The 14211-nt window shown below is 36.9% G+C and carries 15 protein-coding genes and 4 tRNA genes; 1 reads left to right on the forward strand and 18 read right to left on the reverse strand.

The genetic code is table 11. The features are described from left to right. Positions 1 to 152 precede the first annotated feature (152 nt). The 13 genes from E7L28_RS02760 to E7L28_RS02820 all read right to left on the reverse strand — a co-directional run bounded on the left by E7L28_RS02760 (position 153) and on the right by E7L28_RS02820 (position 11208). Positions 153 to 620, reverse strand: a complete 468-nt coding sequence (locus E7L28_RS02760) for a hypothetical protein (protein WP_004693228.1) — start codon at positions 618 to 620, stop codon at positions 153 to 155. Positions 621 to 631: 11 nt separating this feature from the next. Further along, entirely contained in the window at positions 632 to 1123 is a 492-nt protein-coding gene (gene coaD, locus E7L28_RS02765) for a pantetheine-phosphate adenylyltransferase (protein WP_004693226.1), read from the reverse strand. A gap of 4 nt (positions 1124 to 1127) precedes the next feature. Continuing rightward, positions 1128 to 1679, reverse strand: a complete 552-nt coding sequence (gene rsmD / locus E7L28_RS02770; protein ID WP_316604007.1) for a 16S rRNA (guanine(966)-N(2))-methyltransferase RsmD — start codon at positions 1677 to 1679, stop codon at positions 1128 to 1130. A 67-nt stretch (positions 1680 to 1746) separates the two neighbouring features. Beyond that, the gene (locus E7L28_RS02775) at positions 1747 to 2745 is read right to left on the reverse strand and encodes an NAD(P)H-dependent glycerol-3-phosphate dehydrogenase (RefSeq protein ID WP_316059864.1); all 999 of its coding nucleotides are present in this window, start codon (positions 2743 to 2745) and stop codon (positions 1747 to 1749) included. A gap of 3 nt (positions 2746 to 2748) precedes the next feature. Then, a complete protein-coding gene (gene plsY, locus E7L28_RS02780) occupies positions 2749 to 3345 on the reverse strand; it encodes a glycerol-3-phosphate 1-O-acyltransferase PlsY (RefSeq protein ID WP_008713826.1) in 597 nt (198 codons plus the stop codon). Further along, positions 3345 to 4679 (reverse strand): ribosome biogenesis GTPase Der, encoded by a 1335-nt coding sequence (gene der / locus E7L28_RS02785; RefSeq protein ID WP_008600817.1) that lies wholly within the window; start codon positions 4677 to 4679, stop codon positions 3345 to 3347. Before der ends, plsY begins: the two co-directional genes overlap by 1 nt. A gap of 113 nt (positions 4680 to 4792) precedes the next feature. Further along, complete coding sequence (locus tag E7L28_RS02790) at positions 4793 to 6691, reverse strand: bifunctional 4-hydroxy-3-methylbut-2-enyl diphosphate reductase/30S ribosomal protein S1 (RefSeq protein WP_004697305.1); 1899 nt, start codon at positions 6689 to 6691, stop codon at positions 4793 to 4795. Next, positions 6682 to 7302, reverse strand: a complete 621-nt coding sequence (locus E7L28_RS02795) for a lysophospholipid acyltransferase family protein (protein ID WP_004697382.1) — start codon at positions 7300 to 7302, stop codon at positions 6682 to 6684. The genes E7L28_RS02790 and E7L28_RS02795 overlap by 10 nt, the downstream gene beginning before the upstream one ends. Next, positions 7295 to 7978, reverse strand: a complete 684-nt coding sequence (cmk, locus tag E7L28_RS02800) for a (d)CMP kinase (protein WP_105086519.1) — start codon at positions 7976 to 7978, stop codon at positions 7295 to 7297. Before cmk ends, E7L28_RS02795 begins: the two co-directional genes overlap by 8 nt. Positions 7979 to 7986: 8 nt before the next feature. Next, positions 7987 to 9234, reverse strand: a complete 1248-nt coding sequence (locus tag E7L28_RS02805) for a BaiN/RdsA family NAD(P)/FAD-dependent oxidoreductase (protein ID WP_316059861.1) — start codon at positions 9232 to 9234, stop codon at positions 7987 to 7989. Beyond that, positions 9231 to 9959 (reverse strand): pseudouridine synthase, encoded by a 729-nt coding sequence (locus tag E7L28_RS02810; protein WP_004697430.1) that lies wholly within the window; start codon positions 9957 to 9959, stop codon positions 9231 to 9233. Before E7L28_RS02810 ends, E7L28_RS02805 begins: the two co-directional genes overlap by 4 nt. A 1-nt stretch (position 9960) precedes the next feature. Next, on the reverse strand, positions 9961 to 10470 hold the full coding sequence (scpB, locus tag E7L28_RS02815) for an SMC-Scp complex subunit ScpB (protein ID WP_119562923.1): 510 nt from the start codon (positions 10468 to 10470) through the stop codon (positions 9961 to 9963). Between the two features lie 12 nt (positions 10471 to 10482). Continuing rightward, positions 10483 to 11208 (reverse strand): segregation and condensation protein A, encoded by a 726-nt coding sequence (locus E7L28_RS02820; protein WP_316691692.1) that lies wholly within the window; start codon positions 11206 to 11208, stop codon positions 10483 to 10485. 169 nt (positions 11209 to 11377) lie between these two features. On the opposite strand from E7L28_RS02820, the gene E7L28_RS02825 reads away from it, so the two are divergent. Further along, positions 11378 to 13210: a phosphoethanolamine transferase gene (locus E7L28_RS02825; RefSeq protein WP_278604416.1), complete on the forward strand. Its 1833-nt coding sequence runs from the start codon at positions 11378 to 11380 to the stop codon at positions 13208 to 13210. Between the two features lie 94 nt (positions 13211 to 13304). Here E7L28_RS02825 and E7L28_RS02830 read toward each other — a convergent pair whose 3' ends face one another. From E7L28_RS02830 to E7L28_RS02850, 5 genes are all read right to left on the reverse strand, one after another. After that, positions 13305 to 13760: a 2-thiouracil desulfurase family protein gene (locus tag E7L28_RS02830; RefSeq protein ID WP_004697220.1), complete on the reverse strand. Its 456-nt coding sequence runs from the start codon at positions 13758 to 13760 to the stop codon at positions 13305 to 13307. A 106-nt stretch (positions 13761 to 13866) separates the two neighbouring features. After that, a tRNA-Leu gene (locus E7L28_RS02835) sits at positions 13867 to 13955 on the reverse strand. 14 nt (positions 13956 to 13969) lie between these two features. After that, positions 13970 to 14044 (reverse strand) — tRNA-Cys (locus E7L28_RS02840). A gap of 9 nt (positions 14045 to 14053) precedes the next feature. Next, positions 14054 to 14128: transfer RNA gene (locus E7L28_RS02845), tRNA-Gly, on the reverse strand. Positions 14129 to 14135: 7 nt separating this feature from the next. Next, positions 14136 to 14211: transfer RNA gene (locus E7L28_RS02850), tRNA-Phe, on the reverse strand.

Consider the following 14211-nt stretch of genomic DNA (forward strand, 5'->3'; position numbering starts at 1 on the left):
GGTATCCCTTCGCTTTTATTTTTGGCTCATTATTTTGCTCACATTTTTTTACATATTGATCTGAAATTTGATATTACTTATCTTAAGTTTTCTATGGACTTTAAAATATAAAAAGAGGCTAGATATAATATGATATCTAGCCTTTGTTTAAACTATTGGTTTTCTTCTGTACGTTGTTCGGTTTGTTTCAAACTTTCACGATTTTGACGCAAGCTTTCCAATGTTTTCTCCAAGTTGTTTTCAACATATTTAAGAACATCACCAGCATATTGAATGGAGCTAGCTTTCAGCTCATCAGAGGATTGATTTGCTGCATTAATAATTTGATTAGCTTGTTCTTGAGCTTGTTTTACAAGTTCACTTTCAGCTGTCAATTTAGCAATGTAGTCTTTAGCTTGATCGATCAAAGTTTCAGCCTGACGTTGAGCATCAGCTAACACTTTATCTTTATCTGCTACAATACGACGAGATTCTTCAAGTTCCAAAGGTAAGGATTCCTGAATAGAATCAATAATACGCATAATTTCGTCTTCCTCAACCATACGTTTTGTAGTCATAGGAATACGGCTGCTAGATTCAATAAGAACCTCTAAATCTTCTAATAATTTTTCTGTTTTCATACAATTCACCCCTATTTATTATGGACCGTATTAAAGCGTTCTTCAAGTTTTTCCTTAACATCATCCGGAACAAGACCATCTAGCTTACCACCAAATTTAGCTAGTTCACGAATACCCGTGGAGCTGACAAAAGAGTATTTGTTATTTGTCATAATAAATACTGTTTCAATGTCATCATCCAAATATTTTGCAAATAATGCGCGCTGAAATTCATATTCAAAGTCGCTCAATGCACGTAATCCTCGAATAATAATAGTAGCATTCTTGGATTTAACATACTCATTGAGCAAGCCACCTGTACAATCAATTTCAACATTAGGAATATGTTTGACAGAATTTCGAATCATCTCAACCCGTTCTTCCATAGAAAATAAGGAATTTTTATTCGGATTTGAGCTGACAGCAATGATTAATTTATCAACCAATCGGCTGCCCCGTTCAAAAATATCAACATGTCCATTAGTAACTGGGTCAAAACTACCCGGACATACACCTATACGCACAGGTTTAGCTCCTTTCGGCTGTCTTTACAAAATAGGAAACTACCGTATAACCAAATTTCTGTTCTTTTATACATTCCCATAATTCTGGTAAGGTAAAAACCTCATCCTTATGATGTTCTAATAATAAAACACCTTCAGGTTTTAACAAATCATAGTTTACAACCAAATCTATGGTATCTTGTATAAATCCATTTTCATATGGCGGGTCAGAAAATATATAATCGAACTGTCGCCCTACCATATAATTTTTTAATTGTGAAAGTTTCCTCGGAATAATTTCTAACCGATCATCCACACGACAATGTTTAGCATTCTCTAAAATTAGTTTTCCCGTTTTAAAGTCCACTGCTACTGCATGTGCTGCACCACGACTTAAGGCTTCAATTGCTACTGCACCAGTGCCAGAAAATATATCTAGTACATCAGAACCAAATATACCTCTATTTGCTAATACATTAAATACACTTTCACGAACACGATCAAGTGTAGGCCTAGTATCTAATCCTTTAGGTGCTTTTATAGCATGTCCCTTAGCAGTTCCGCCAATAATTCGCATACAACCCTCACAAGATTATACTCATTAATTATAGTATATAAATAACCAAATTAAAAGTATCTTTTATTTATGATACTTCAATTTTAATATCACGCCCCATCAACTCAGCTAATGCTATGGATGGAGATTTTTTTTCGTATAAAACCTCATATAAAGCCTTCGTTATAGGCATTTCAATTTGATGTTTACAAGCCATTGTATAAATAATTTCTGTTGCGAAAAATCCTTCTACAACCATATTAGTATGATTAACAATAAAATCCATAGTCTTACCCTCGGCTAGTTTTTGACCAGCCGCACGGTTACGACCATGTGGGCTCATACAAGTAGCAATCAAATCCCCCATACCAGCAAGACCAGCATAGGTTTCTTTTTTGGCCCCTAAGGCCACCCCAAATCGAGTCATCTCATGAAGACCACGTGTTAATAGTAAAGCCTTACAATTATCCCCTAAAGCTAAACCATCTGCAATACCAGCTGCAAGGGCAATGATGTTTTTCGTGGCTCCTGCTAGTTCAACACCAATCATATCAGTATTTGCATAAATTCTAAAATTTTGACTACATAATGCCTTTTGCAATGTTGTAGCTACCTCTAGGCTTTCAGTACTCAGCACAGATGCAGCAGGTAAGTTGCGACCAACCTCTTCTGCATGATTAGGTCCAGACAAAACCGCTAAATTACACCCTATGGTAGCAAGAACCTCTTTCATCACAATCGTCAAAAGTTTGCCACTGGTTCGTTCTACACCTTTTGAACATAGAATATAGGCTTGATTTTTATGAGCATACGGTTTAATAGCCTCTAAACTGGTACGTACATGTACAGAAGGAGTAACCATTAATACCACTTCAGCATTACTAATACAAGCCTCTAAATCAGAACTATATTGTAATTCTTCTGGAAGTTTTACACCTGGTAAATAGTCTTTATTCTCTAAGTCTTTTGCAAGTTTATCCGCAAATTCTGGACGACGACAATATATAGTTGTAGTATTTCTAGCTAAAACGGATTTAATAGCAAGGGCCGTCCCCCAACTACCAGAGCCGATAACAACAACATTCATTCTTTAATCCTTTTTAATACGCTCTACTTTTAACTCATTTCCAGCAAGTAGACGCTTAATATTATCCCAGTGACGTACAATGACAAACAAAGCTGCTAATCCGCCAAAGCCAACAAACCAGAAGGATTCTCCAGTGAAATACATCAGTACTGGTACTAATGCAGCGGCAATGATAGAGCCTAAAGATACAAGTTTAGTGAAGTATACGATAACACCCCATACCAAAAAGCAAATCAATGCTACTATTGGTGAAAGAGCAATAAGTACACCTAAACCCGTAGCAACGCCACGACCACCTTTAAAGCCCAGAAAAACAGACCAGTTATGCCCCATCATTCCAAGAATACCACCTAAGATCATAAACATAGGCCCATAGGGTGAGAGTAGCACTACTCCTACTGCCCCTTTTAAAGCATCACATAGAAATACAGGTAAGGCTGCTTTAAGACCTATAACACGATATGTATTAGTAGCGCCAATATTTTTAGAGCCATATTGCCGTACATCTGTATTAAAGAAAAACTTACCTATAATTAATCCACTAGGAATCGAACCGATAAGATATGATAATACAGCATATACAATAATCATAATATCCATTAGTCTTCATCATCCCGTTTCTTGCCACGTAATACTAAACGAATCGGTGTTCCTTCAAAACCAAAGGATTCACGCAATCGATTCTCTAAGAAACGCATATAAGAGAAGTGAATTAGCTCTGGTTCATTTACAAATAAAATGAATGTAGGCGGCTTAACACTAGCTTGCGTCATATAATAGATTTTTGGAATTCTACCATTGCGAGACGGCACAGGATTTACGGTTTGTGCATCTTGTAATAATTGATTTAACGTCCCTGTAGATACACGACGGTATTGTTGTTCAGATACGAACTTCAACATATCAGCTAAACGATGAATACGTTGCTTAGTTAAAGCAGAAGCAAACAGGATAGGTGCAAACTGCAAGAAACCTAATTCATCATAAATATCTTCAGTAAAACGCAATGTTGTTTTGTCATCTTTTTCAACAAGATCCCATTTATTTACAACAATCACTACACCCTTGCCAGCTTCGTAAGCGTAACCTGCAATTTTTTTATCTTGTTCTGTAACACCATCTTGAGCATCTAGTACAAGGACTACAATATCAGCACGATCTACTGATCGCAAAGAACGAACAATACTATATCGTTCAACGGCTTCTTCGATTTTAGACTTACGACGCATACCTGCTGTATCAATAAGTACAAACTTTTGATTCTCATGAGTCCAATACGTATCAATAGAGTCTCGAGTAGTACCTGCTACATCAGATACAATTACACGATCTTGTCCTAACAATGCGTTAGTCAAAGAAGATTTACCCACATTTGGACGACCTATAATAGCAACATGAATAGTATCTTCATCATCTACATTAGTACCTACTGGAGGAAAATGTTTTACAGTATCATCCAATAGATCACCTAAATTCATAAGATTTTTAGCGGAAATACCAATGGGGTCCCCCAAACCAAGATTGTAAAATTCATAAATATTCGGTTCTTGATTTACACTATCAATCTTATTAACTACGAGTACAACAGGTTTTCCACTAGCTCTAAGAATATTTGCGACCTCTTCATCAGCAGGTACAATACCTTGTTTACCATCAACGACAAATAGAATTACATCTGCTTCTTCAATTGCTAATTCCGCTTGTAGTCGCATCATCTTAGGAATAACATGACTATTGTCAGTAATGAACTCGATACCACCAGTATCGATCATTGTAAACTCACGATTTAACCACTCTGCATCGAAGTAAATACGGTCCCTTGTCACACCAGGAATATCTTCAACGATAGAGATACGTTTATTAACAATGGCATTAAAAAGTGTAGATTTACCTACGTTTGGACGGCCTACAACAGCCACTAATGGTTTTGCCATAGTTTCACCTCATTATCTAATCTAATACATTACTATATTTTATCATATACTAAGTAAAGTACGCAAAAAGGCTAACCAAGGAAACCTTGGCTAGCCTTATATTAGACAATGAATTATTCAGCGTCTTCTGCAGTTTCTTTTGATTCCATCAATTCAGTCAAAGCCAAACCCAATTTCTTTTCATCTTTGTTAAGAGAAATGATTTTAACTTCAACTTCTTGACCACGATTCAAGTAATCTTCAACTTTCGCATTACGTTGTTTTGTAATTTGAGAAATGTGAAGTAAACCTTGGATGTCGTCATTAACAGCTACGAATGCACCGTAAGCTACTAAACGAACAACTTTGCCGTTAATAACATCGCCAACATGCAATGTTTCTTCAGCAACGTCCCATGGGCTCTTAGATAAAGCTTTTAAGGACAAGGATAATTTATTGCTTTCAGCGTCGAAAGATTGTAATTTAACTTCGATTTCTTGGCCAACGGAAAGAACATCTTCCACTTTTTTGATTTTTTGCCAAGAAATATCGGAAATGTGAAGTAAACCTTCAATACCGCCGATATCTACGAATGCACCATAAGGCATAATTTTACGAACGATACCTTTATAGTTTTCGCCAACGTTGATATTTTTCAATGCTTCAGCTAATTTAGCTTGACGTTCCACTTCCAATACTGCACGACGAGAAAGAACCAAACGGTTTTTCTTTTCATCGATTTCAAGTACTTTAGCTTCAAATTCTGTACCAACCAAGTTGTCCAAGGATTTCACAAAATGAACATCACCTTGGGACAATGGAATGAAACCACGAAGGGATTTAACTGTTACTACTAAACCTGCTGGGATAGCATCAATACCTTTACATACGATAGCTTCATCTTTTTCTTGTGCTTCGATAACATATTGCCAATCTTCATCTTTAGCCAAGCGAGTCATGGAAAGATAAATAGGATTATCTTCTTTGATGTGATTCATGATAACTGCTTTAATTTCATCACCATTTTTTAACACATCTTTGGCAGATTCTGGTGCTGGATAAGAAATTTCAGTTCTGTTCAAAATGGCTTCAGTTTTGTAGCCAAAAGATACATAAGCTCGTTCATCTTCGACTTGAACTACTGTACCTTCTACAACGTTCCCTTTCTTAAATTCTTCTTGACCTTCGGCTGCTAATAATTCTGCAAAATCTTTCATTGTCTCAATGACCTCCTTAATAATCCAGTCGGGAGTCGATGCTCCTGCTGTTACTCCTACCGTCTGTACTCGGTTAAACCATTCCAGTTGTAATTCAGTAGAAGTTTCAATGTGATACGTTGTACATCCAACGTCACGACAAACCTCTGCCAATCGGTTTGTGTTGCCGCTGTTCTTACCGCCTATCACTATCATAAGATCTACATTACGTGCTAAATCAACGGCAGAATTCTGTCGTTCTTGCGTTGCATTGCATATCGTTTTGAAAACCTTAAGATTCTTAGATTTTTTCTCTAATATGTCTATTATACTGTTAAATTTGAATTGTGAAAAGGTTGTTTGTACAACAACGCCCATTTTTTCCACAACTTGTAGTTTTTGGGCGGATTCTTCATCTTCGATGATTATTCCTTCGTTATTTGCCCATAAATTAATGCTTTTGACCTCAGGATGGTTTTTTTCTCCCAAAATCACCAAAGTCATACCTTCATCTATAACAGACTTTGCATCTTGCTGTGCTTTTTTTACATGTGGACATGTGGCATCCACAACATGTAATCCTTTTTCTTCTGCCTCTTCGTAAATAGCAGGTCCTACACCATGAGAGCGAATAATCATTGTGCCTTCAGCGATATCAGACACTTCTTGAACAGGGCTTACCCCTTTATCTTCAAGACGACCTACAACTTGAGGATTGTGAATAATAGGCCCTAATGTATAGCTTTTACCATCGTTATTTGCAGCTTCATTTGCCATTTCAACAGCCCGTTTTACACCATAGCAAAAACCATGGTTTTTAGCCAAAATTATTTCCATAAAGTCTCCTCTATACAATTGTTATGATAAGAATCTATCATTCGTTGGATTTCACTTTTAACACTATCATTTACTTTTTGAATCGCTTCTGGAGTCGCTTTAGCTTTTTCAACTGGAATCGGTTTACCAATAATACAAGCCACTTTATTACGTTCCATATTGTGAGAGCCAATGATAGCAACAGGCACTATGCTAACCGCTGTTCTAAGAGCAATTGATGCTGCACCATCATGAAATTTACCAAGCTTACCACTTTTTTGACGGTTACCTTCTGCAAATATGCCTAAAACCTTATTATCTTTAAGTAGTCCCATGGCATGACGAATAGCAACTTTATCAATAGCACCGCGATTTAACGGAAATGCACCAAGCCATGTACAAAAAAAACGCGAAATAGGATTCACAAATAATTCTTGTTTAGCCATAAAGTGTACATGTCTAGGCAAAGCATAGCCACAGATAGGGGGATCATTATTACTTAAATGATTAGGCACCACGATAACGGGTCCTTCCATTGGAAAATTATCACGACCATATACTTTCAGTCCATACCCTACCTTATAGCGAAGCCAAAAAGCGGTACGCCATAACCAGGTTGAAAATTTATTCATGATTGATTGTCTCCTGCACTAAATTCAATATATATGCCACAGTTTCATCGAAATTCATATCGCTAGAGTCTACAACCACTGCATCTTCAACGCATACAAGTGGAGACTCTTCACGATTTTTATCCATTTCATCACGACTAACAACATTCTTTTTAATTTCGTCTAGTGTTTGCTCGTTTGATGTACCTTGTACTTCTAACCATCTACGTTTTGCACGTGCATCTACAGAAGCGGTTAAATAAATTTTTAGCTCTGCATTAGGTAATACGACAGAACCGATATCACGTCCATCTAATATAACTCCCCCAACGGCGGCCATCTCTTGTTGGCGTTCTACCAAATATTTTCGAACCCCTTTATAAGAAGCTATAGTCGATACATTATCATTAATTTGCTGCTGGCGAATTAATGATGTAACATCTTTCCCTTTAATATAGACCTTGCATGCTGTTGCAGTAGGCTCTAAAGTCAAATTTAAAGAAGGTAATAAAGCTTCTACAGCAGCTTGATCCTTAACATCGATTTGACTATCAAGAACTGCCCATGTAACACCGCGATACATGGAACCTGTATCGATATATAAATACCCTAATTCATTGGCCACTACTTTAGAAATGCTACTTTTACCAGCCCCAGCAGGACCATCAATAGCAATGGCAATTTTTTTAGTGTTCATAATAACCTCTATTCTTCATCACCGTGTACGGCATGCATAGCCGCCACATAGCCTGTGGAAAAGGCAGCTTGTAAATTATAGCCTCCTGTAAAAGCATCTATGTCTAGTACTTCACCAGCACCATATAAACCACCAATCAATTTAGACTCCATAGTTTTAGGATTAAATTCTTTTAATGAAATACCACCTGCTGTAACAATAGCTTCCGCTACAGGTCGTAATTCCTTAACAGTTACTGTCATATGTTGCAATACACGACATAAGCGCAAACGCTCTTCCTTTGTAATTTGATTAATTGGTTTAGCCGGATTTAACTCAGCAAGCTTTATAACAATGGGAATAAGATTTACAGGTAGTAAATTCCTCATCCCATTAGCCAATTGTTTTTTAGAATATAAGTCAAAATCCTTTTGCAAGCGCTTATCCAATACTTCTGCAGTTAAAGCAGGCTTAAGATTAATTTCAATGGTAATTTGAGGATTTTTCTTACGAAGCAACTTACCTACCATGTGACTTAATGATAAAATTGTAGGCCCCGTAAGACCAAAATGAGTAAACATCATTTCCCCAAATTGTTTAGCTTGTACCTTACTTTTAGAAATTACGGATACCTCAACATTACGAAGACTAAGCCCCATAATTTCCTTTACCCACGTTTCGTTTGTAACGATAGGGACTAAGGATGGACGAATATCAGTAATAGTATGTCCCACTTTTTCGGCTAAAACGTAACCATCACCAGTAGAACCTGTCAATGGATAAGATGCACCACCAGTACAAATAATAGCAGCATCACAAGCATATTGTTCCTTATCCGTTGTAACACCAACTACACGATTTTCCTGTACAGTAATCGATGTAACAGGTTCATTTAAATGAACTTGAACATTATACTTTTTTAGGATTTTCATAAAGATATTGCGTACTTCTAATGCAGAATCGGATTCAGGAAACACTCGTCCCCCACGTTCTACTTTAGTTTTTAACCCCCAGCTATGCAATAGGTCCAGAAGATCTTCATTACTAAAGCGTTCATAGGCACCGTACAAGAACTTACCATTACCAGGCGTATTTTTTATAAATTCGGCCATATCTGCACTATTCGTAATATTACAGCGACCTTTACCGGTAATGCCCATTTTCTTGCCAACCATATTCATTTTTTCCAATAAGATGACGCGTGCTCCTTCACGGCCTGCTATAACAGCTGCCATTAGACCTGCCGCACCACCGCCAATGACTATGATTTGCTTCATGCCTTATCTGTCCCCAATGCTTTTAGCGCTTTTACTTCACGAATTGTTAGTTGACGAGAAGCGCCTCGTTTCACACCACCTAAAGTAAGACCAGCATACGCAATGCGTTTTAAATTATGAATACGATAGCCAAAGTGTTCAAACATACGACGAACTTGACGATTGCGACCTTCATGAATTGTAATTTCTACTTCATGTACACCATTATGATCATCAAAACCTAAATCTACAATTGTTGCAGGTGCAGTTATACCATCTTCAAGCTCTACACCATTTGCAATAATTTGCAAATCATCATCGCGAACACGACCTTTGATACGAACTTCATAAGTCTTTTCCACGCCTTTAGATGGATGCGTTAGATTTTGTGCCAACTCTCCATCATTCGTAAGCAGTAACAAACCTTCTGTATATAAATCGAGACGACCAATAGGGTAAATTCGTTTCGTTTCATTTTTTATATAATCTAAAACCGTTTCTCGACCTTGAGGGTCAGACACAGATGTAATGACCCCCTTTGGCTTATTTAACAAATAATATACTGGTTTCTCTTGAGCCAATAATTGCCCATTAACCTTAACCTTATCTTTTTGTGGATTAATTTTGACCCCTAATTCGGTTACCTTGCGACCATTGACCTGTACTTTACCTTCTGTAATTAGTTCTTCTGCCTTACGCCGTGATGCAATACCACAACTGGCAATATATTTTTGTAATCGTTCCATGCTACCCTTCTGTTTCCGAAACTTCTTGATGTAAGGCTTCTATCGATTCTACACCAGCACTTCTCAAAAATTCATCAGTCGTGCCATATAGAATCGGTCTACCTACAGTATCCTTATGACCTAATTCAGCTATAAGAGATCGAGTCAATAATTGTTTTATAATTTTATCGCTATTTACACCGCGCACCTCTTCGATTTCAGCCTTTGTAATAGGCTGCTTATAGGCGATAACAGCTAATGTTTCCATAGCCGCATTAGATAATTTATCTTCTCTTTTACGAATATGCCCAACATAATCAGCACATTCAACAGCGCTTACTAATTCAACACCGGCTCCAGATATACGTATTCGAATACCTCGATTCTGTTCTTCTAGTTCTCGTTGTAATTCTTCTATATATTTTTGTGTCTCCTCTGTAGAAAGCCCAAACACTTCTGCTAACATATCTATCGATATAGGCTTTGCCGATGAAAACAAAACGGCTTCTAAATGCATCGTTGGTAAGCTCATATAGCCCCCTTTCTACACGGCCCGCTCTAAGATAGCAGTGAATATAATATCATCATCTTCATAACGCATTTCCATAACTTGTTGTTTTAACAATTCTAAAACAGCCATAAAGATGGTTACCATACCACTTTTCGTTTCAATTGCTACTAATAACTCCCCAAAATATAGACATTCGCCACGATGTATCCGACTAGACAAGGATATAATCATGTCCTCTAAACTATACGTATCCTTTTCAACCTTTACCTCACGAATCGTCTCTTCTTCTGGTAACTCTTTAGCTCGTTTTATAGTTTGATAAAAAATTTGATATAACTGTGAAAGTTCCAAATTATATACACTATCTAATCCAAGCACACTCGTTTCTTCAGGACGACTAAATATATTCGCAGATACAGCGGTACGCTCCATTAATAGAGATGTAATATCCTTAATTTTCTTAAATTCTACTAATTTTGCTACCAACTCGTCACGTGGATCCTCTGCTTCATCGGGCTCAGGTTCAGCCTTAGGTAATAACATGCGTGATTTAATCTGTAATAAGGTAGATGCCATAACAAGAAATTCACTACTATAATGAATATCAAAATGGTTCCAATTGTCTAGATATGCCAAGTATTGACTCGTTATTTCAACGATAGGAATATCGGTAATTTCTATTTTATGTTTTTCAATGAGATGCAAGAGCAGATCAAGGGGACCTTCAAAAACGTCCAACTTGTAGTTATAATCTCCCATAAAACCCAATCCTCAGAAAAAATGTTTTTAACTATATAATTATAAAGCATTTATAGTAGTACTTTCAAATAATTGTTTTTTTTACACTCATCTGCTATCTTTATTATTGTAATTATTTTATATTAAAAAAAGATACGTTATTGTGTATTCCTTTTAGAGAGGATTTATTATGTCATCGAGTGTGAGGCAAATTGGGCGAAATCCAATTTTTCGCTTTGGTATTATAGGTATTGTTTTATATATCATTTTATTTTTAATTTATGAGCCCATAACCTTAGGGCTTGATGTAGAGGATATTACGATTTTAGCTGTACCAACAATTGTAGGTACCTTTTTATTTCAATATTTTATGGGGTGTACCGTTTTCCACAGGCCTTTTTTAGGGTATGGCCTAGTCGGAATCTTATGGGCACTTACCTTTCCTCTTTTATTCCATTGGTCCTATGTGAAGCCATTATACTTCTATGAATTTGCTAATGATTTTTTATTTGGCTTATTAATTTTCATGGGATTATCAGGCATTCAGTTTTTACTGAACCAAACAAATCGCTTCCATAAAACAACATCCTTAATCATGGCTATCATTTCCATGATTCTGAGCTTAATACCATTCTTACAGATCGGCTATTACATGACTACTTGGCATTGCTTAACGCCAGCCAGTCTGCTAGCCGTATATATGACCAATCCAGAAGAAGCATTTGGTTTTTTAAAGAATGCAGCTGGAATACCTGGTCTTATAGCAATAAGTATTGGTCTTATCTTATGGACTTATTTATTGTACTGGTCTAACTTAGGTATGAAAGCAGTAGTAAACTTAAATACTACACGTCCTATGCGGTCAGCTATGCTTATCGCATCCCTTGTAGCTTTTTTAGTATATGTACCATTCTTCTTGTTCCCACAAACCTGTATTGTGGCGAACTGGATTGCTGCAGGCGATTATGTAAAACAAATGCAACAATATAATGATAATCACCACTTAGTATTTGATTCCTTTAATTTAGACACAAAGGAAACAGCGGTGAACAAAACACCTGGTACTATTATTCTAGTCATTGGCGAATCTAGTTCTCGAGATTATATGAAAGTATATAATCCAAACTTCCCATATGACGATACTCCATGGCAAGGCAATATGCGTTCGGACAATAAAGACTTTATTTTCTTTGATAATGCCTATTCATCGTACGTACAAACAGTACCAACCTTGGAGCGTGCACTATCTGAACGAAATCAATATGATGATAAACCATTTCTTGATTCAGCCAATATCTTAGATATTGCTAAAAAAGCGGGATACACGACTTCTTGGTTTAGCAATCAAGGTGTATTCGGTGAATATGATACAGCTATTTCATTAATGGCTAAGACTGCAGACACAACAAAATGGGCCCATGAATCTTATGCATTCTCAGATCGATATGATGAAGCTCTATTGCCATTATTAGAAACTGTAGATCCTACCAAGAACAACTTTATCGTTATACATATTATGGGTAGTCATATTTATTACAATGATCGTTACCCGCATGAATTTAGCAAGTGGAAACAAGGTCCGTATCCTGATGGTCAAGAAGCATATGCTAACAGCCAATTATACACAGACTGGTTATTACAACAAATTTACAATTATGGCAAAGACAAATTAAACTTACAAGCCATGGTGTATTTCTCCGATCACGGTGAAAGTTTAGACAAATCGCATAACCCTGATACATTTGATTTTGTTATGACACATATTCCATTCTGGGTATACCTATCTCCACAATATCGCTCAACCTATCCACAGACTGCTGAGGTACTTGCAAAACACGAGCATCAATTCTTTACTAATGATTTGCTATACGATACATTAGTTGGTCTCATGCATGCTCCAAGTCAACGATATGATGCAACACGAGATTTTAGTAATGCTCAATATCGATTTAATCTACATAACTTAACTACATTACTTGGTGAACAACCATTAGCAAATGATCCTGTTAATACAAACAAGTAGTCTTTAATTGATATTGTAGCCATTATTTTTCTATTGTATTAAGTTATTTTAATAGTAAAACAACTTAATATAACCAAAAAGAGATGAGTTTAACTCATCTCTTTTTTTCTGCAAGCAAAAGCTCTATATCATTTTCCGTATAAATTCTTATATTCTTTTCTAATAGAGCCTCTACAGTACATCCATGACCATTTTTCAATGTTCTAGTAAAAGTTCCATCATAAATGCACTTATATCCACAGCTAGGACTTTTCGCCTTCATCAAAGCTTGCTTGCAACCATATTTTAGTGCAATATCAACTGTTAATTGAGCACCTCTTACAAACTCATCTGTAACATCAGCTCCATTAACAGTACATATACGTTTACCCTGACGCTCCGCAGGATCACGAGGCGTACTAAGTCCCCCTAACACTTCCGGACATACTGGTACTAATTCATAATATTCCTTTAGAGCCTCTATCGTTTCTATATAATTGTCTTTGCCATCATATCGACAGGGTACACCAAATAGGCATTCACTAATCAATAACTTAGGTTTCTTATTCATAGATTTATCTATCTCTTATATATTTATACGTAACTTATAGTAATAATTTTCACAAATCGTTTTAATTGTATATAAGAAAAAAGACTAACGCAAAGTTAGTCTTAATTGGTGCCGAGGACCGGAATCGAACCGGTACGGTTGTTTCCAACCGACGGATTTTAAGTCCGTTGCGTCTGCCTGTTCCGCCACCCCGGCATGGGTAACGATTGTGGAGGCGGCACCCAGAATCGAACTGGGGAATAAAGGTTTTGCAGACCTCTGCCTTACCGCTTGGCTATGCCGCCATATAAAATTGGAGCGGGAAACGAGATTCGAACTCGCGACCCCCGCCTTGGCAAGGCGGTGCTCTACCGCTGAGCTATTCCCGCATATAAATGGTGCCTCAGGACAGAATCGAACTGTCGACACACGGATTTTCAGTCCGTTGCTCTACCAACTGAGCTACCGAGGC

This window comes from Veillonella parvula (genome assembly GCF_032575955.1).
GTDB lineage: Bacteria > Bacillota > Negativicutes > Veillonellales > Veillonellaceae > Veillonella > Veillonella parvula_J.